This is a genomic window from Mycolicibacterium fallax (assembly GCF_010726955.1).
Taxonomy (GTDB): Bacteria; Actinomycetota; Actinomycetes; order Mycobacteriales; family Mycobacteriaceae; genus Mycobacterium; species Mycobacterium fallax.
The window spans coordinates 2541969-2559212 of the sequence record NZ_AP022603.1 but is presented as its reverse complement, the minus strand read 5'-3'; the positions used below and the strand labels follow the sequence as shown (position 1 = coordinate 2559212).

At 70.1% G+C, this 17244-nt stretch carries 17 protein-coding genes; 5 read left to right on the top strand and 12 right to left on the bottom strand.

All coding sequences use genetic code 11. The features are described 5' to 3' along the window. Positions 1 to 130: 130 nt before the first annotated feature. Both G6N10_RS12225 and G6N10_RS12220 read right to left on the bottom strand, forming a co-directional pair. Entirely contained in the window at positions 131 to 973 is an 843-nt protein-coding gene (locus G6N10_RS12225; RefSeq protein WP_085097299.1) for a MaoC/PaaZ C-terminal domain-containing protein, read from the bottom strand. Between the two features lie 4 nt (positions 974 to 977). Then, positions 978 to 2342, bottom strand: coding sequence for a 3-oxoacyl-ACP reductase (locus G6N10_RS12220; protein WP_085097303.1), 1365 nt, complete (start codon positions 2340 to 2342; stop codon positions 978 to 980). A gap of 133 nt (positions 2343 to 2475) precedes the next feature. Between G6N10_RS12220 and G6N10_RS12215 the strand changes: the two genes are divergently transcribed. Both G6N10_RS12215 and G6N10_RS12210 read left to right on the top strand, forming a co-directional pair. Continuing rightward, positions 2476 to 3822, top strand: coding sequence for an acetyl-CoA C-acetyltransferase (locus G6N10_RS12215; protein WP_085097306.1), 1347 nt, complete (start codon positions 2476 to 2478; stop codon positions 3820 to 3822). Between the two features lie 340 nt (positions 3823 to 4162). After that, complete coding sequence (locus G6N10_RS12210; RefSeq protein WP_085097309.1) at positions 4163 to 4978, top strand: SDR family NAD(P)-dependent oxidoreductase; 816 nt, start codon at positions 4163 to 4165, stop codon at positions 4976 to 4978. Positions 4979 to 5168: 190 nt separating this feature from the next. Here G6N10_RS12210 and G6N10_RS12205 read toward each other — a convergent pair whose 3' ends face one another. Next, on the bottom strand, positions 5169 to 7007 hold the full coding sequence (locus G6N10_RS12205; protein ID WP_085097312.1) for an acyl-CoA dehydrogenase: 1839 nt from the start codon (positions 7005 to 7007) through the stop codon (positions 5169 to 5171). A gap of 284 nt (positions 7008 to 7291) precedes the next feature. Between G6N10_RS12205 and G6N10_RS12200 the strand changes: the two genes are divergently transcribed. Further along, a complete protein-coding gene (locus tag G6N10_RS12200; protein ID WP_109750541.1) occupies positions 7292 to 7774 on the top strand; it encodes a flavin reductase family protein in 483 nt (160 codons plus the stop codon). A 9-nt stretch (positions 7775 to 7783) separates the two neighbouring features. Continuing rightward, the gene (locus tag G6N10_RS12195; protein ID WP_085097318.1) at positions 7784 to 8800 is read left to right on the top strand and encodes a tellurite resistance/C4-dicarboxylate transporter family protein; all 1017 of its coding nucleotides are present in this window, start codon (positions 7784 to 7786) and stop codon (positions 8798 to 8800) included. Here the strand turns inward: G6N10_RS12195 and G6N10_RS12190 are convergent. From G6N10_RS12190 to G6N10_RS12175, 4 genes are all read right to left on the bottom strand, one after another. Further along, positions 8797 to 9561 (bottom strand): succinate dehydrogenase/fumarate reductase iron-sulfur subunit, encoded by a 765-nt coding sequence (locus G6N10_RS12190; RefSeq protein ID WP_085097321.1) that lies wholly within the window; start codon positions 9559 to 9561, stop codon positions 8797 to 8799. The genes G6N10_RS12195 and G6N10_RS12190 overlap by 4 nt on opposite strands. 2 nt (positions 9562 to 9563) lie before the next feature. Continuing rightward, positions 9564 to 11471, bottom strand: a complete 1908-nt coding sequence (locus tag G6N10_RS12185) for a fumarate reductase/succinate dehydrogenase flavoprotein subunit (RefSeq protein ID WP_085097324.1) — start codon at positions 11469 to 11471, stop codon at positions 9564 to 9566. Positions 11472 to 11543: 72 nt separating this feature from the next. Next, positions 11544 to 12380, bottom strand: a complete 837-nt coding sequence (locus tag G6N10_RS12180; RefSeq protein ID WP_085097327.1) for a succinate dehydrogenase subunit SdhC — start codon at positions 12378 to 12380, stop codon at positions 11544 to 11546. A gap of 56 nt (positions 12381 to 12436) precedes the next feature. Further along, positions 12437 to 12730 carry an Rv0250c family protein gene (locus G6N10_RS12175; protein ID WP_085097330.1) on the bottom strand — a complete coding sequence of 98 codons (294 nt, stop codon included), beginning with the start codon at positions 12728 to 12730 and terminating at the stop codon, positions 12437 to 12439. Positions 12731 to 12924: 194 nt separating this feature from the next. Between G6N10_RS12175 and G6N10_RS12170 the strand changes: the two genes are divergently transcribed. Then, positions 12925 to 13245 (top strand): hypothetical protein, encoded by a 321-nt coding sequence (locus G6N10_RS12170; RefSeq protein WP_109750542.1) that lies wholly within the window; start codon positions 12925 to 12927, stop codon positions 13243 to 13245. Here G6N10_RS12170 and G6N10_RS12165 read toward each other — a convergent pair. Genes G6N10_RS12165 through G6N10_RS12145 form a run of 5 tightly spaced genes read right to left on the bottom strand, consistent with a single transcriptional unit; the run spans position 13229 to position 17236 of the window. Further along, positions 13229 to 14107 carry a 5-oxoprolinase subunit C family protein gene (locus G6N10_RS12165; protein ID WP_085097424.1) on the bottom strand — a complete coding sequence of 293 codons (879 nt, stop codon included), beginning with the start codon at positions 14105 to 14107 and terminating at the stop codon, positions 13229 to 13231. The genes G6N10_RS12170 and G6N10_RS12165 overlap by 17 nt on opposite strands. Beyond that, positions 14104 to 14733 carry a 5-oxoprolinase subunit B family protein gene (locus G6N10_RS12160; protein ID WP_085097333.1) on the bottom strand — a complete coding sequence of 210 codons (630 nt, stop codon included), beginning with the start codon at positions 14731 to 14733 and terminating at the stop codon, positions 14104 to 14106. Before G6N10_RS12160 ends, G6N10_RS12165 begins: the two co-directional genes overlap by 4 nt. Beyond that, positions 14730 to 15428, bottom strand: a complete 699-nt coding sequence (locus G6N10_RS12155; RefSeq protein ID WP_085097335.1) for a queuosine precursor transporter — start codon at positions 15426 to 15428, stop codon at positions 14730 to 14732. The genes G6N10_RS12160 and G6N10_RS12155 overlap by 4 nt, the downstream gene beginning before the upstream one ends. Positions 15429 to 15443: 15 nt before the next feature. Next, the gene (locus G6N10_RS12150) at positions 15444 to 16448 is read right to left on the bottom strand and encodes an ABC transporter substrate-binding protein (RefSeq protein ID WP_085097338.1); all 1005 of its coding nucleotides are present in this window, start codon (positions 16446 to 16448) and stop codon (positions 15444 to 15446) included. Further along, complete coding sequence (locus G6N10_RS12145; RefSeq protein WP_085097341.1) at positions 16445 to 17236, bottom strand: SDR family oxidoreductase; 792 nt, start codon at positions 17234 to 17236, stop codon at positions 16445 to 16447. Before G6N10_RS12145 ends, G6N10_RS12150 begins: the two co-directional genes overlap by 4 nt. Between the last annotated feature and the right edge of the window lie 8 nt (positions 17237 to 17244).

Below are 17244 nucleotides of genomic sequence, written 5' to 3'. Positions count from 1 at the left end.
GGTGGTGATCTCCGCGCCGCGAAAGGTAAAAAGTGTCACCGCCGCGGAAAAGTTTCCGCGACGGTGACACTTCTTGCGGTGCAGCGCTGCCCCCGTGCGCTGCACCAGCGTCCCCCAGTGCCCCCAAGCCCTAGCCGCGAAGCGTTCCGGTCAGGTGCGGGTAGCCCTTCTTCAGGTTGCGCAGGCTCAGGTCCCAGCCGTCGTCGACCCGGTCGGTGTACAGGCCCACCGACGCCGGCAGCAGGATCGGCTTGCCGAACCGGACCGAATAGCGCACCGCATCGGGCAGCTGGGCCTCGATGTTGCCCAGAACCGCTGCCGCGCTGAACATCCCGTGCGCGATCGCGGTTGGGAAGCCGAACAGCTTGGCGCCGATCGAACTGGTGTGGATCGGGTTGTGGTCACCGCCGACCGAAGCGTAGCGACGGATCTGGCCACCGGTCATCCGCAGGATCGCGTTGGGCGGCGGCAGTTTCGGCTGCTTGGTCGGCTCCGGCTTGGGTTCGCCGGACAGGCTGGTGCGCTGCTGGTGCAGGAACGTCGTCACCTGGTGCCAGGCCAGCTCATTGCCGACGCTGACCTTCGACACCAGATCCACCAGCAGGCCCTTGCGGTGCTCGCGCAGGTTCTCCGCGTTCACCGTGATGCCCAGTGTGTCGGTCACCGAGATCGGCCGGTACCGGGTGATGTGGTTCTCGGTGTGCACCGAACCCATTGCGGGGAACGGGAAGTCGAACCCGGTGGCCAGTGCCATCACCGCCGGGAAGGTCAGCACGAACGGGTAGGTCAGCGGCACCGCGTCGGTGAACCGCAGGCCGGTCACCGCGGCGTACTCCGCGACGTTCTCCGGGTCGATGGTGATGTCGTCGAGTTCCACGGTGCGCGACGGCAGGGCGTCGCCGCGCGGGATCACCGGCAGTGCGCCGACGGCGGCGCGCAGCATGTTCGCGAGGTTGTTGGGCTGCTCGGTCATGGTGCTAGGCCCCCAGCATCGCCTGGCCGCAGACCCGGATGGTGTTTCCGGTGACGGCGTTGGAGGCGGGGCTGGCGAAGTAGGCGATGGCCTCGGCGACGTCGACCGGCTCGCCGCCCTGGAACAGCGAGTTCAGCCGGCGGCCGACCTCGCGAGTGGCGAAAGGGATGGCCTCGGTCATCTTGGTCTCGATGAAGCCCGGCGCCACCGCGTTGATGGTGATGCCCTGCTTGGCCAGCCCCGGGGCCAGCGCGTCGGTCAGGCCGATCATGCCGGCCTTGGTGGCCGCGTAGTTGGTCTGACCGCGGTTGCCTGCGATGCCGGCCATCGAGGACAGCCCGATGATCCGGCCGCCGGAGCCGATCGCACCGCCGGCCACCAGGCCCTCGGCCAGGCGCTGCGGGGCCAGCAGGTTCACCGCGATCACCGCGTCCCAGCGGGCGTCGTCCATGTTGGCCAGCAGCTTGTCGCGGGTGATGCCGGCGTTGTTGACCAGCACGTCAGCCTTGCCGTTGTAGTGCTCGGCCAGATGCGCGGTGATCTTGGCGACGGCGTCCTCGGCGGTGACGTCCAGCGGCAGCGCGGTGCCGCCCACCTTGGCGGCGGTCTCGGCCAGCGCGTCGGCGGCGGCGTCGACGTCGATCGCCACGACCTTGGCCCCGTCACGGGCGAACACCTCGGCGATCGTCGCGCCGATCCCGCGGGCCGCGCCGGTGATGATGGCGACCTTGCCGGCCAGCGGCTTGTCCCAGTCGGCGGGGGCGACGGCGTCGTCGGCGCCGACGTAGATCACCTGGCCGTCGACGTAGGCCGAACGGCCCGAGAGCAGGAAGCGCAGGGTCGATTCCAGGCCACTGGCGCCGGGGGCGGCGTCGGGGGAGAGGTAGACCAGCTGCACGGTGGCGCCGCGCAGCATCTCCTTGGCCAGCGATCGGGTGAAGCCCTCCAGCGCGCGCTGGGCGATCCGCTCGTCGACGCTGCCGGTCAGCTCCGGGGTGGTGCCGACGACGACGACGCGGCCGGACGGGGCGACGTTGCGCAGCAGCGGGGTGAAGAAGTCGTGCAGGGCCTTCAGGCCGGCGCCGTCGGTGATGCCGGTGGCGTCGAACAGCAGGCCGCCGAATCGGTCCGCCCAGCGGCCGCCGATGTTGTTGCCGACGATGTCGTAGTCGTCGGCCAGCGCGGCGCGCATCGGCTCGACGATCCGGCCCTCGCCGCCGATCAGCAGCGGCCCGGCCAGCGCGGGTTCGCCGGCGCGGTAGCGACGCAGGGTCTCCGCCTGCGGGACGCCGAGCTGCTTGGCCAGCAGCGATCCGAGGCCGGAGCCGAAGACGGTCGAGTACAGGTCGGTTGGGAGCTTGGGGGCCACGGAGGCTGCCTCTCATATCGCAGTGGGTATGCGGTCGGACACTAACTTACTCCAGAGTAAGAATAGTGGGTAGTATTGCTGCCCGACAGGGCGGTGACGCTCGCCACTTACGCCGAATTTAGGGAGAGATCTCGTGGCTACCTCAGCAAGCAAGGCTTCCGCCGGAAGCAAGGCATCCACCGGAAGCCAGGCCGGCCGGCGCCGGGTCGCCGTGCTCGGCGGCAACCGCATTCCGTTCGCGCGGTCCGACGGTGCCTACGCCCACGCCTCCAACCAGGACATGTTCACCGCGGCGCTGGACGGGCTGGTGGAGCGGTTCGGCCTCGACGGTCAGCGACTGTCCATGGTGATCGGCGGCGCCGTGCTCAAGCACAGCCGCGACTTCAACCTGATCCGCGAGTCGGTGCTGGGCAGCCGGCTGTCGCCCTACACCCCGGGCTTCGACGTTCAGCAGGCCTGCGGCACCGGCCTGCAGTCCGCGCTGATCGGCGCCGACGGCATTGCCCTTGGCCGCTACGAGGTCGTCGCCGCCGGCGGTGTGGACACCACCTCCGACGCCCCGATCGCCTTCGGTGACGAGATGCGCCGCACCATGCTGTCGATCCGGCGGGCCAAATCGAACGTCGACCGGCTCAAGCTGGCCGGCAGGCTGCCCGCCACCCTGGGACTGGACGCCCCGGCCAACTCCGAGGTCCGCACCGGTCTGTCGATGGGCGAGCACGCCGCGATCACCGCCAAGCAGATGGGCGTCAAGCGCGTCGACCAGGACGAACTGGCCGCCGCCAGCCACCGCAACATGGCCGCCGCCTATGACCGGGGCTTCTTCGACGACCTGGTCACCCCGTTCCTGGGCCTGTACCGCGACGACAACCTGCGGCCGAACTCGTCGGTGGAGAAGCTGGCCACGCTGCGCCCGGTGTTCGGCGTGCGCCTCGGCGACGCCACCATGACCGCAGGCAACTCCACCCCGCTGACCGACGGCGCCTCGGTGGCGCTGCTGGCCAGCGAGGACTGGGCCGCCGAGCACGGTCACGAGCCGCTGGCCTACCTGGTCGACGGCGAGACCGCGGCGGTGGACTTCGTCAGCGGCGCCGACGGCCTGCTGATGGCGCCGACCTACGCGGTGCCGCGACTGCTGGCCCGCAACGGCCTGACGCTGGCCGACTTCGACTACTACGAGATCCACGAGGCGTTCGCCTCGGTGGTGTTGGCCACCCTGGCGGCCTGGGAGTCCGCGGAGTACTGCAGCGTGAAGCTCGGCCTGGACGCGCCGCTGGGCGCCATCGACCGGTCCAAGCTGAACGTCAACGGCTCATCGCTGGCGGCCGGGCACCCGTTCGCCGCGACCGGCGGGCGGATCATCGCGCAGCTGGCCAAGCAGCTGGCCGAGAAGAAGGCGGCGACCGGCAAGCCGGTGCGCGGGCTGATCTCGATCTGCGCCGCCGGCGGTCAGGGCGTCACCGCCATCATGGAGGCCTGAGCGCCGGTGTAACGCCGGGCGGGCGGGCAGCGATACCCCGCACAGCCCCGTGTTGTCGTCCGACCCCCCCGACCCGACGGCAACGCGGGGCCCCTTATGCAGCCCCGGGCGCGTCGCCGGCGGACCCGAGGGGAGTCCGGTGGCCTCGGGTCCGGGGCGCATTTCTCTCCGGGCCCGACGCCGGGCCGACGATCCTGGTGACCCCGAGGGTGTCGACCGAGGTGATCCCGGGGGTGTCGACCGTGGTGACCCCGAGGGTGTGGTGCGCTGTGGTATTCACCGAACACCGCGAGCCGGTGCTGAGCACCGGCTGACCGCAGATCGCCCCAGGAGGATCCCGATGGCACTGTCCAGGAACGCCGCCGCGCTGGACGGCCGGGTCGCCGTCGTCACCGGGGGCGGCGCGGGTATCGGCCGCGGCATCGCGCAGGCCTTCGCCGAGTACGGCGCAACCGTGGCGATCTGGGAACGCGACGCCGAGACCGCGGAGGCGGTCGCCGCCGAGATCGGCGGGCTGGCCTGCGTCATCGACGTCCGGGATCCCGATCAGGTGGACGCGGCGCTGGCCCGCACCGTTGACCAACTCGGCGTGCCGACCGTGCTGGTGAACAATGCCGGCGGGACCTTCAAGTCGCCGTTTCTGGACACCTCGGTCAACGGCTGGGACAGCCTGATCCGGGCGAACCTGACGCAGGTGCTGCTGTGCACCCAGCGGCTGGCGCGGACCCTGGTGGACCGCGGCAGCGCGGGCAGCATCATCAACATCAGCAGCATCGAGGGCACCCGCGCCGCCCCCGGCTACGCGGCCTACGCCGCGGCCAAGGCCGGCGTCATCAACTTCACCAAGACCGCCGCCCTGGAATTGGCGCCGCACCGAATCCGGGTCAACTGCCTGGCCCCCGATTTCACCCTCACCGAGGGACTGGAACGCATCGGCGCGGTCGAGTCGATGGCCAATGCGGCGAACAACATCCCGGTCGGCCGGGCCGGGCATGTGGACGAAATGGGCGGGGCGGCAGTGTTTCTGGCGACCGAACTGAGCGCCTACGTGACCGGGCAGACCATCCACGTCGACGGCGGGACGAGTGCGGCCGGCGGCTGGTACCACCACCCGGACACCGGTGCATACATCCTGGGGGCGCCGGGTCCGGCCTGAGGTACCGGTCGGGCTGCCGTAGCCGAACGTACCGATCCGCGAGCCTCTCGGGATTTCGGTGGCACTTTCGTCTCGCCGGTCACTCTGGTACCAAACGGTACGTCTGACTACGGCGCGGCGGCCAGCAAAGCGAAACGCTCGGCTGGGAAGTCCCAGCCGAGCGTTTCGGTGACAGAGGTGATTCAGCGGATCAGAAGGCGGCTTCGTCGAGCTCCATCACGTCGTTGTCGAGGTTCTCGACGACGGTGCGGGTGGAGGTCAGCAGCGGCAGCATGTTCTTGGCGAAGAAGGACGCCGCGGCGACCTTGCCCTCGTAGAACGACTTGTCCGCGCCGGTGACGCCGGCGTCGAGCTTCTCGATCGCCACCGCGGCCTGGCGGGCCAGTAGCCAGCCGACCAGCAGATCGCCGACGGCCATCAGGAATCGCACCGAGCCAAGGCCCACCTTGTAGACGCTCGGGGCGTCCTCCTGGGCGGCCATCAGGTAGCCGGTCAGCGAGGCGGCCATGCCCTGCACATCGGCCAGCGCGGTGGCCAGCGCGGCGCGCTCGGCCTTCAGCCGGCCGTTGCCGGTCTCGTTCTTGATGAACTCGTCGATCTGGCCGGCCACCCATCCCAGCGCCTGGCCCTTGTCCCGGATGATCTTCCGGAAGAAGAAGTCCTGCGCCTGGATGGCGGTGGTGCCCTCATACAGCGAGTCGATCTTCGAGTCGCGGACGTACTGCTCGATCGGGTAGTCCTGCAGGAAGCCGGAGCCGCCGAAGGTCTGCAGCGACTCCTGGCCCAGCAGCACGAAGGCCCGCTCGGAACCGCAGCCCTTGACGATCGGCAGCAGCAGATCGTTGATCTTGAAGGCCAGGTCCGCGTCGATGCCGTGCACGGCCTCGGCGACCTCTCGGTCCTGGAACGAGGCGGTGTACAGGTAGACCGCTCGCATGCCCTCGGCGTAGGCCTTCTGGGTCATCAGGCTGCGACGGACGTCGGGGTGATGGGTGATGGTGACGCGCGGGGCGGCCTTGTCCATCATCTGGGTCAGGTCTGCACCCTGCACGCGCTCCTTGGCGTACTCCAGCGCGTTGAGGTAGCCGGTCGACAGGGTGGCGATGGCCTTGGTGCCCACCATCATTCGGGCCTGCTCGATGACCTCGAACATCTGCGCAATGCCGGAGTGCACCTCGCCGACGAGCCAGCCCTTGGCCGGGATGCCGTGCTGGCCGAAGGTCAGCTCACAGGTGGCCGAGACCTTCAGGCCCATCTTGTGCTCGACGTTGGTGACGAAGGCGCCGTTGCGCTCGCCCGGCTCACCGGTCTCGAAGTCGAACAGGTACTTCGGCACGAAGAACAGCGACAGGCCCTTGGTGCCGGGGCCTGCGCCCTCGGGGCGGGCCAGCACCAGGTGGAAGATGTTCTCGAACAGGTCGTCGGACTCCGCGGAGGTGATGAACCGCTTCACCCCGTCGATGTGCCAGGAGCCGTCGGGCTGTTCGATGGCCTTGGTGCGGCCGGCGCCGACGTCGGAGCCGGCGTCCGGCTCGGTCAGCACCATGGTGGCGCCCCAGTCCCGCTCGGCGGCCAGGACGGCCCACTTCTTCTGCTCTTCGGTGCCGTTGTCGTAGAAGATCTTTGCGAACGCAGCGCCGCCGGCGTACATCCAGACGGCCGGGTTGGCGCCGAGGATGTGCTCGTTGAGGGCCCAGAGCAGCGCGCGGGGAGCCGGCATGCCGCCGAGCTCCTCATCGAGGCTGACCTTGTTCCAGCCGCCCTCGATGGCGGCGCGCACGGAGGCCTTGAAGGACTCCGGCAGGGTGACGGTGTGGGCTTCGGGATCGAAGACCGGGGGATGGCGATCGCCGTCCTCGAAGGAGTCGGCGATCGGGCCTTCGGCCAGACGGGCCATCTCCGCAAGCATTTCGCGGGCGGTGTCGACGTCGATGTCGGCGAACTTGCCCTTGCCGAGCGCCTTGTCGATGCCGAAAACCTCGAACAGGTTGAATTCCTGGTCGCGTACGTTGGACTTGTAGTGGCCCACGTCAATCCTCCTCGATGAGAAATTGCCACTTGAACTTGTTGTTACAAGGTTGGGCATCGATCTAAGTTACCCACCAGTAACTACAATTTAAACCCAGTTCTGCCGCAAAAGCAAGCCCTGTGATCCATTCAACCCACCGGTGGGTTTGGTGAGGCCGTCGCAGGTCAGCCCGGTAAACCGGAGGTGAGCGTGGGCGCCGCGGCCGCTGCGGCCGGCGCGGTGCCGCCGAGGTCGGTGCACCCGGGCGCAGCACCGGCTTCGCGCGCATGTCAGGATGCTTGGTTATGAGCGCAGTGGAACTGAATCCCACCTCGTTGCGGGAGGCGTTCGGCCACTTTCCGTCCGGCGTGATCGCCATTGCGGCCGAGATCGACGGGGAACGGGTGGGCCTGGCGGCCAGCACGTTCGTCCCGGTCTCGCTGGACCCGCCGCTGGTGTCGTTCTGTGTGCAGAACTCGTCGTCGACCTGGCCCCGGCTCCAGGGCCGCCCGGCGCTGGGGATCAGTGTGCTCGGCGAGGCGCACGACGCGGCCGCCCGCACCCTGGCCGCCAAGACCGGGGACCGGTTTGCCGGCCTGGAGACGGTGTCCAACAACGGTGCGGTTTTCATCCACGGCACCAGCGTCTGGCTGGAGACCGAGATCGAGCAGCTGGTCACCGCCGGCGATCACACCATCGTCTTGCTGCGGGTCAACGCCCTGACCGTGCACGACGAGGTCGCGCCGATCGTTTTCCACCGCAGCACCTTCCGCCGGCTCGGAGGGTAAGCACCCGTCGTGCGGGACGCGGTGCGCACCCTGCACCCGGGCTACTTCGCGCTGGTCATGGCGACCGGCATCGTCTCGATCGGCATGCGGTACCAGGGGGCCCACGCGCTGTCGGTGGCGCTGCTGTGGATCGGGGTGCTCAGCTACGCCGTGCTGCTGGTCGCGACCGTCGCTCGCGTCGTCGCCTTCCGCCGGGAGTTCGTCGCCGACCTGACCGACCCGCGCCGCGGCTTCGCCACCTTCACCTTCGTCGCGGCCACCGATGTGCTGGGCACCCGGCTCGCGGTCGACCGGCACTACCTCTACGCCGGGATCCTGCTGACCGTCGGCTGGGTGGCCTGGCTGATCCTCGGCTACGTGGTGCCCTGGACGGCGCTGTTCGGCCGCGCGGTGCGGCCGGTGCTCACCGCCGCCAACGGCAGCTGGTTCACCTGGGTGGTCGCCAGTCAGTCGGTCGCGGTGCTGGCCGCCGCGCTGCAACCGGAGTTCGGTCGTCGCGAGCTCGCCGTGCTGGCGGTGTTCTCCTGGTCGGTCGGGGTGTTCCTGTACGGCGCGGTCGGGGTGCTCGTCGCGCTGCGGCTGATGTTGTACCCGGTCAAAGCCGAGGACCTCACCCCGCCCTACTGGGTGGCGATGGGCGCCACCGCGATCACCGTGGTGGCCGGCGCGAGCATCGTGGAGATGGCCGATGCGCCGATGGTCGCCGCCACCCGCGGTCTGATCGGCGGGACCTCGGTGCTGTTCTGGGGGTTCGGGACCTGGTTGGTCATCCCGCTGCTGGCCACCGGGGTGTGGCGGCACGTCGTGCACCGCATCCCGCTGCGCTACGAGCCCACGCTGTGGAGCATGGTGTTCCCGCTGGGCATGTACGGGGTCGGGTCGATCTTCCTTGGCCACGCCGACGGCCTGCCGATCGTCGCCGGGGTCGGCGCCGTAGAAATCTGGATCGCGCTGGCGGTGTGGGCGCTGGTCTTCGCCGCCATGCTCGCGCAGCTGACGAGCGGGGTTCGCCGCCGGGACGGCTAGCCCCGGCGGAACAGCTTGTTGCCCAGCCAGACGATCGGGTCGTATTTGCGGTCGACCACCCGTTCCTTCATCGGTATCAGCGCATTGTCGGTGATCTTGATGTGTTCCGGGCAGACCTCGGTGCAGCACTTGGTGATGTTGCAGTAGCCCAGACCGAACTCGTCCTGGGCCATCTTCTTGCGATCCACGGTGTCCAGCGGATGCATGTCCAGTTCGGCGATGCGGATGTGGAAGCGCGGGCCGGCGAACGCCTCCTTGTTGTCCTCGTGGTCGCGCAGCACGTGGCAGACGTCCTGGCACAGGAAGCACTCAATGCACTTGCGGAACTCCTGGCTGCGGTTGACGTCCTCCTGCTGCATCCGGTATTCGCCGGGCTTCAGGTCCGGCGGCGGGGTGAACGACGGGATCTGGCGCGCCTTCTGGTAGTTGAAGGACACGTCGGTGACCAGATCCCGCTTGATCGGGAAGGTGCGCATCGGGGTGATGGTGACCGTCTCGTCGGGGGAGAAGGTCGACATCCGGGTCATGCACAGCAGCTTGGGCATGCCGTTGATCTCCGCCGAACACGATCCGCACTTGCCGGCCTTGCAGTTCCACCGCACCGCCAGGTCCGGGGCCTGGGTGGCCTGCAATCGGTGGATGATGTCGAGCACCACCTCGCCGTCGTTGACGGCCACGGTGTAGTCGTGCAGCTCGCCGCCGTCGTCGTCGCCGCGCCAGACCCGCAACCGGGCGTCGTAGGTGCCAATGGACTGGGCCATGTTCAGCCTCTCTGTTCCGGGTGCTCGGCAAGTTCGGCGGCGGTGTAGTACTTCTTCAGCTCGGACAGTTCGAAGGTGGCCAGCAGGTCGGGGCGCATCGGCAGCTGCGCCTCCGAGGTGACCGCGACGTCGGGCACCAGTGGGTCCCCGCCGTCGGTCCGGCAAACCAGCAGGGTGTTGCGCCAGTCGGCGTCCATCTCCGGGAAGTCGTCGCGGGTGTGCCCGCCGCGGCTCTCCTGGCGGGCCAGCGCCGCGCGGGCCACGCACTCGCTGACCAGCAGCATGTTGCGCAGGTCGACGGCCAGGTGCCAGCCCGGGTTGAACACCCGCCCGCCCTGGACGGTGACCCGGTGCACCCGGGCCCGCAGCTCGTTGAGCTTGGCCAGCGCGGCCTCGATCTCGTCGTGCCTGCGGATGATGCCGACCAGGTCGTTCATCGACTCCTGCAGCTCGTGGTGCAGGTCGTAGGGGTTCTCCGGGTCAGCGTGCGGCTCGAACGGGGAGAGTGCGGTGGCCTCCGCGGCGGCCAGCGCGCTCTCGCTGACCGCCGGCCGCGCCGGCAGCGACTGCACGTACTCCGCCGCGCCGAGCCCGGCCCGGCGGCCGAACACCAGCAGGTCGCTCAGCGAGTTGCCGCCCAGCCGGTTGGAGCCGTGCATCCCGCCGGAGCACTCCCCGGCGGCGAACAGCCCCGGGGTGGCGGCGGCGCCGGTGTCCGGATCGACCTCGATGCCGCCCATCACGTAGTGGCAGGTCGGGCCGACCTCCATCTCGTGGCGGGTGATGTCCACCTCGGCCAGCTCAAGGAACTGGTGGTACATCGACGGCAGCCGGCGCTTGATCTCCTCGGGCGTCATGCGCGAGGCGATGTCCAGGTACACCCCGCCGTGCGGCGAGCCGCGGCCGGCCTTCACCTCGGAGTTGATCGCCCGGGCGACCTCGTCGCGGGGCAGCAGATCGGGGGTGCGGCGCGCGGAGTCGTTGTCCCGCAACCACTGATCGGCCTCTTCCTCGGTCTCGGCGTACTGCCCGGCGAACACCGCGGGAATGTAGTCGAACATGAAGCGCTTGCCGTCGGAGTTCTTCAGCACGCCGCCGTCGCCGCGCACCCCCTCGGTGACCAGGATGCCCTTGACCGACAGCGGCCACACCATCCCGGTCGGGTGGAACTGGATGAACTCCATGTTGATCAGCGACGAGCCGGCCCGCAGCGCCAGCGCCAGGCCGTCGCCGGTGTATTCCCAGGAGTTCGACGACACCTTGAACGACTTGCCGATGCCGCCGGTGGCCAGCACCACCGCCGGTGCCTCGAACAGCACGAAATCGCCGGAGTCCCGGTAGTAGCCGAACGCACCGGCGATCCGGCCGTTGTCCATCGGCAGGTCGGTGATGGTGCACTCGTGGAAGATCTTGATCCGCGCCTCGTAGTCGCCGAGGTCGCGCAGGTCGTCCTGCTGCAGCGAGACGATCTTCTGTTGCAGGGTGCGGATGATCTCCAGGCCGGTGCGGTCGCCGACGTGTGCCAGCCGCGGGTAGGTGTGGCCGCCGAAGTTGCGCTGGTTGATCCGGCCGTCGGCGGTGCGGTCGAACAGCGCGCCGTAGCTCTCCAGCTCCCAGACCCGGTCGGGGGCCTCCCTGGCGTGCAGCTCGGCCATCCGCCAGTTGTTCAGGAACTTGCCCCCGCGCATGGTGTCGCCGAAGTGCACCTGCCAGGAGTCCTTGGTGTTCACGTTGCGCATGGCCGCGGCGCAGCCGCCCTCGGCCATCACGGTGTGGGCCTTGCCGAACAGTGACTTGCACACCACCGCGACCCGCAGGCCGGCCTCGCGCGCCGCGATCACCGCGCGCAGTCCGGCGCCGCCGGCACCGATCACGACGACGTCGTACTGATGCCGTTCCAGCTCAGCCATGTACTTCCTTCTGGGTAGTTCCGCCGGCGGTGTCGTCGGCCAATGAGTCGTCGCCAGCCAATGAAGCGGTTGTCAGCCAATGAATCTCAGGTCGGTGATGGTGCCGCTGGCGACCAGCATGATGTAGAAGTCGGTCAGCATCAGGGTGCCCAGGGTGATCCAGGCGAACTCCATGTGCCGGGTGTTCAGCCGGGAGACCTGCGTCCAGATCCAGTAGCGCACCGGATGTTTGGAGAAATGCTTGAGCCGGCCGCCGGTCGCGTGCCGGCAGGAGTGGCAGCTCACCGTGTAGATCCACAGCAGGGTGACGTTGCCGACCAGGATCAGGTTGCCCAGGCCGAAGCCGAAACCGCTCGCGGTCTCGTCGGAATGGAAGGCCACCACCGCGTCGTAGGTGTTGAGCGTCGAAATCAGCACGGCCACATAGAAGAAGTAGCGGTGCGAGTTCTGGATGATCAGCGGCAGCCGGGTTTCACCGGTGTAGTTGCCTCGTGGTTCGGCGACCGCGCAGGCGGTCGGGGACTGCCAGACCGACCGGTAGTAGGCCTTGCGGTAGTAGTAGCAGGTGAGCCGGAACAGCAGCAGGAACGGCAGGCTGATGAACGCCATTGGGATGAACCAGGGCAGCGCGCCGACCCACTGGCCGAGGTGGCTGGAACCCGGTGCGCAGGCGGTGCTGACGCACGGCGAGTAGAACGGCGTCAGATAGTGGTACTCCGGTACCCAATAGGCGCTGCCCCAGAACGCCCGCACGGTGGCATAGACGATGAACACCGCCAGGCCGAGATCGGTCAGCAGCGGCGCCTTCCACCACCGATCGGTCCGCAGGGTGCGCGCGGCGATGGCCGCGCGGGTGGGGGAGAAGATGCCGGTTCCCCGGCCTGGACGCTGGGCGGCGGGTGCACTCAATTGGTGGGGTCCCTTCGTCTGTCATCCGGCCGGGTGCCGGGCATCGTCGGCGTGGGTCAGCGAGGCTGGCCGCCCACACCCTCGTCGTCGACGTCACGCCAGAAGTCGTCGCCGTAGCCGGCGTGCGGCACCTGGATCTTTTCTCCGGACGACGGCGGGGTGTAGCGCGACAGGCCGAGTTCCTGGGCGTCGGCGTCGAGCAGGTCCAGGTCGCCGAGGATCCGGTCGGCGTCCAGCAGAATGCGGCGCATCGCGGGGGTGGCGGCGTGCCGGGCACGCAGTGCCATCACGGTGTGGCGCAGTCGGCCGGCGAGTTCGAAGAGCTCCGCCAATTCCGTTGTGGTGGACAAGATGACCTCCTTGGGCTGAAGGTGTCGTAAATCACAGTACGGGTCTCGATGCTAGCCACATCTGGATCCGAGGGTGACCTGCATCACGTTTAACCCGATCGGTGGGCGTGGCGAGAAATTGGCCGCGCGGCTGCGCGGGTCGCTGATCCGGGATATCTTCACCAGCACAATTTCTCTGCGGAGAGGAGCCCGACATGCCGAGGTTTCTACGACCGGTGCTGCTGGGGACGGCGATCGCCGCGATGCTGTTCGGCCTGCAGGGGGTGGTGGTGCTGGCCGGTCCGGCCGACGCGCACGCCGACGTCTGCGGCAGCGTCGGGGGCCGGCGCGGGCATGTTTCGGTCAGCAGTTGCGGCAGCATCGCCGACGCCGTCGCGCCCTGGGTGGCGCCGCCGTCGGAGTACGCGCCGATGCCCGAGGACTTCCAGCAGCCGCCCCCGCCGCCCCCACCGGCCCCCGACGTCAACGTCTGCGCGAGCCTCGGCCGGCGGATCAGCGTCAGCGGCTGTATCTGAGCCCGGCGGCTGGGCACAGCCGCAGCGGCTGACCCGGCCGCAGCTGGGCGAGCCGATCGGTGTCGGCGTCGGCAATCACCCCGATCACCGGATAACCCCCGGTCACCGGGTGGTCGGCGCCGAGGATCACCGGCAGCCCGTTCGGCGGCACCTGGATCGCGCCCCGAATCAGGCCCTCCGGCGGCAGCTGACGGCCCGGCTCGCGAAGCCGCAGCGGTGCCCCGACCAACCGGATCCCGACCCGGTCGGCGCGCTCGCCGACCGTCCAGGCGGTGCGCAGCAAAGCGTCGGGATCGGTGAACCAGTCGCGCCGCGGGCCGGGCAGCACCCGAAGTTCGACCGGGCCCGCCCCGACCGCCGGGACCGGTGCCAGCCGCACCGGCGGATGCTGGGCTCCGGGCGCCCCGATCGGCAGCAGGTCCCCGGCCCGCAGTGGCGCCGGGCCGATCCCGGACAGCAGATCGCGGCTGCGCGAGCCGAGCACCGGTGCCACCGCGATGCCTCCGCGCACCGCCAGGTAGCTGCGCACCCCGGCGCTCGGGGCGGACAGTTCCAGCAACTGACCGGCGCGCACCGGCTGCACGGTGTTGACGGCGAAGCCGGTGCCGTCGACGGTCGCGCCGGCGTCGGCGCCGGTCACCGCGATCTCGACGTCGCCGCCGAGCACCCGGGCGGCGAACCCGCCGAGGGTGACTTCGACGGTGGCCGCCCCGGCGGGGTTGGCCAGCAGCCGGTTGGCCAGCGCGTGCGCGCCGCGGTCGGCGGCCCCGCCCGCGCCCACCCCGAGGGCGGCCAGCCCGGGCCGGCCGAGGTCCTCGATCAGCGCCAGTGCTCCGGTGCGCACGATCTGCAGTCGCCTCATCGGCCCGGCACCGCCCGGAACCCGACCCACCGGCCGGGGGTCAGCAGGGCCGGCGGGTCGCGGTCGATGTCCCACAGCACCGCGTCGGTGCGTCCGATCAGCTGCCAGCCGCCCGGGGAGTCCCGCGGGTACACGCCGCTGAACTCCCCGGCGAGCGCCACCGCCCCGGCCGGCACCCGGGTGCGGGGTTCGGCGCGGCGGGGCACCGCCAGCCGCGGGTCGCCGCCGATCAGGTAGCCGAAGCCGGGCGCGAAGCCGGCGAACGCGACCCGCCACGGCCGGCCGGTGTGCGCCGCGACGACGTCCTGGCGGGTCAGGCCGGTGTGCTCGGCCACCTCGTCGAGGTCGGGGCCGTCGTACACCACGTCGACGACGACGTCGGGCCGGCCCGGCGGCGGGCGCAGCGCATCGCCGGCGGCGCCGAAAGGCAGTCCGGACAACCGATCCCGCACCCGATCGCGGACGGTGGCGCCGGACAGTGTCAGCAGCACCGTGCGGGCGGCCGGGACGATGTCGAGGACGCCGGGCAGCGCGGCCGCGCGCACCGCGTCGGCGGCCGCGAGCACCTCGGCGGTGCCGCTGAATTCCAGCAGCAGCGCGGTGTCGCCGTAGTCGCGGATCTTCACGGCAGGTACTGGTAGCTCGGTTCCCGGCGCTTGAGGAACGCGATCACCCGATAGGTGACCGGCAGCAACAGCACCTCGACGGTGGTCTTGTAGACCAGGCCCAGCGCGGTGTACACCAGGAAGTCGCGCACCGTGCGGATGCCGATGGCGCCGGCGGCGATGGTGCAGAACACCACGGTGTCGCCGAGTTGGCCGACGACGGTGGAGCCGACCAGCCGGGCCCACAGATGCTTCTCCCGGGTCCGGGCCTTGATCGCGACCAGGCTCCAGGCGTTGAGGGTCTGGCCGACTAGGAAGCCCGCCAGCCCCGCGGCGATCAGCTGGGTGTAGGCCTGCACGACGTTCTCCAGATGCTGCTGATTCTGGTAGAAGTCGGCGGCGGGCAGGTAGACCGTCGCCCAGAAGGCCAGCGCGGCAAGGATGTTCATCGCAAAGCCGAGCAGGATCGCCCGACTGGCGGCCTTGAAGCCGTAGACCTCGGAGAGCACGTCGCCGATCACGTAGGTCAGCGGGAACACGATGAAGCCGCCGTCGGTGATGATCGGGCCGAACGCCACCCCCTTGGTGGCGGTGACGTTGGAGATGATCACCAGCGCGGTGAAGGCCGCGACCAGGCCCGGGTAGTAGCGGGACCCGACCGCGGCGAACCCCGGCGTCGACCCGGGGCCGGGGCGGAAGCGGTCGGGGCCGGTCACGGCGTCAATCCAAGCTCATCCCAGCGCGGCGGCCAGCAGTGGGGGCAGCCGGTCGGCGACCACCGGCAACGACAGCACCGAGGAGTACGCGATGGCCCCGGCCAGCTCCCGGTCGGTGAAGACGTTGCGGCCTGCCTTGGTGGCGGCCAGCGCGGCGATCTGCGGCACCGCCAGCAGCCGGTCGCGTTCCTCGTCGCTCTCGGTGGTCCAGATCAGCACATCGGCGCCGTCGAGCGCCCCGTCGATCCGGTCCAGCGGCACCAGCACCCGGCCGTCGCCGGCCGGGGTGCCGTCGACCTTGGGAATGTGAAAGCCCAGCCGGGTGAGGAACTCGGTGCGCCAGCCCTCGGTGCTGACCCGGACGCTGTTCTCCCAGTCGGTGCTGCCGCCGAGCAGCAGCGCCTTGGTGCCGGTGAACGACGGGTGCGCGGTCCCGGCGGCGCTGAAGCCCTCATCGACGGTCTTGATCAGCTCGGTCATCCGCGGGCCCTGGAACGCGACCGCGCCGATGGTGCTGGCCTGCTCGCGCCAGGGCTCGAAGAACGCGGCGCGGCCGGCCTGCGGGATGGTCGGGGCGATCTCGGAGAGCCGCCGGTAGGTCTCGGCGTCCACGCCGGCGTTGATCGCCACGATCAGGTCGGGCCGCAGCGCGGCGATCCGCTCGACCTGGATGCCGTCGGCGAGGCTGAGCAGCTCGGGTTGGGCCGGGCCCAGCGCCGAGCGGGCCCACGGCCACACCCCGTAGGGCTGCTCGCCCCACCAGTCGGTGGTGGCGATCGGCACGATGCCCACCGCCAGCAGGTCGTCGGCCTCGGTGAACCCGGCGCTGACCACCCGGGTCGGCGGGGCCGCGACGGTGGTCTCGCCGAACGCGTGCGTGACGGTGACCGCGCCGCCGTCGGCGCCCTCGGAGCCTGATTGTTCGGACCCGCAGCCGGCGGCGACGGCGGTGACACCGGCCGCGGCGGCCAGCGCCAGGAAGCCGCGGCGGGTGGGTCCGGTGGGGGTCGGCGCGGTCACAGCCGGGCCAGCCGCTTGTTGACCAGCCGGGTCAGCCAGGCCGGGGAGAACCGCACCGCGCCGGCCATCAGCGCGGTCTGCCGGCCGACCGGGAAGTGCACCACGTGCAGCAACCGCTGCAGCGGCCCGGGCTCGGCCGCCGCGACGATCGCGGCGACCACGTCCTCGGCGGTCAGGTTCACCCCCAGCGAGGCGGTGGTGCCGGTGTGCACGCCGTCGGTCATCGCGGTCTGCACGTACAGCGGCCACATCGCGATCACCCGGATGTCGTCGGCGCCCCACTCCAGGTCCAGCGCCTCGGTCAGGCCGCGGACGAAGAACTTGCTGGCGCTGTAGACCGCGAGCTCGGGCTGGCCGTAGATCGCCGATGCCGAGCACAGGTTGATCACCGTCGCGCCGGGGGTGTCGCGCAGTGCCGGGTACGCCGCGTGGCAGCCGTTGGTCACGCCCTTGCAGTTGATGTCGATCATTCGCTGCTGGGCGGTGATGTCGATGTCCGGGAAGCGCCCGCTGCGCAGGATCCCGGCATTGTTGATCAGCAGATCCAGCCGGCCGCCGGTCGCCGCGGTGAACTCGGTGATCCGCTGGCTCAGCTCGGCGTAGTCGGTGACGTCGAGGTGGCCGGTGACCGGGGTGCCGCCGAGCGCGGTGATCTCGGTGGCCAGGGTCGCCAGGCCGGCCTCGTCGAGGTCGTAGCCGCCGACGGTGTAGCCGAGTTCGGCGAACCGGCGGGCGGTGGCCCGGCCGATGCCGGCGGCCGCCCCGGTGATGAAAACGCTCTTGCCCATGGCGCCCT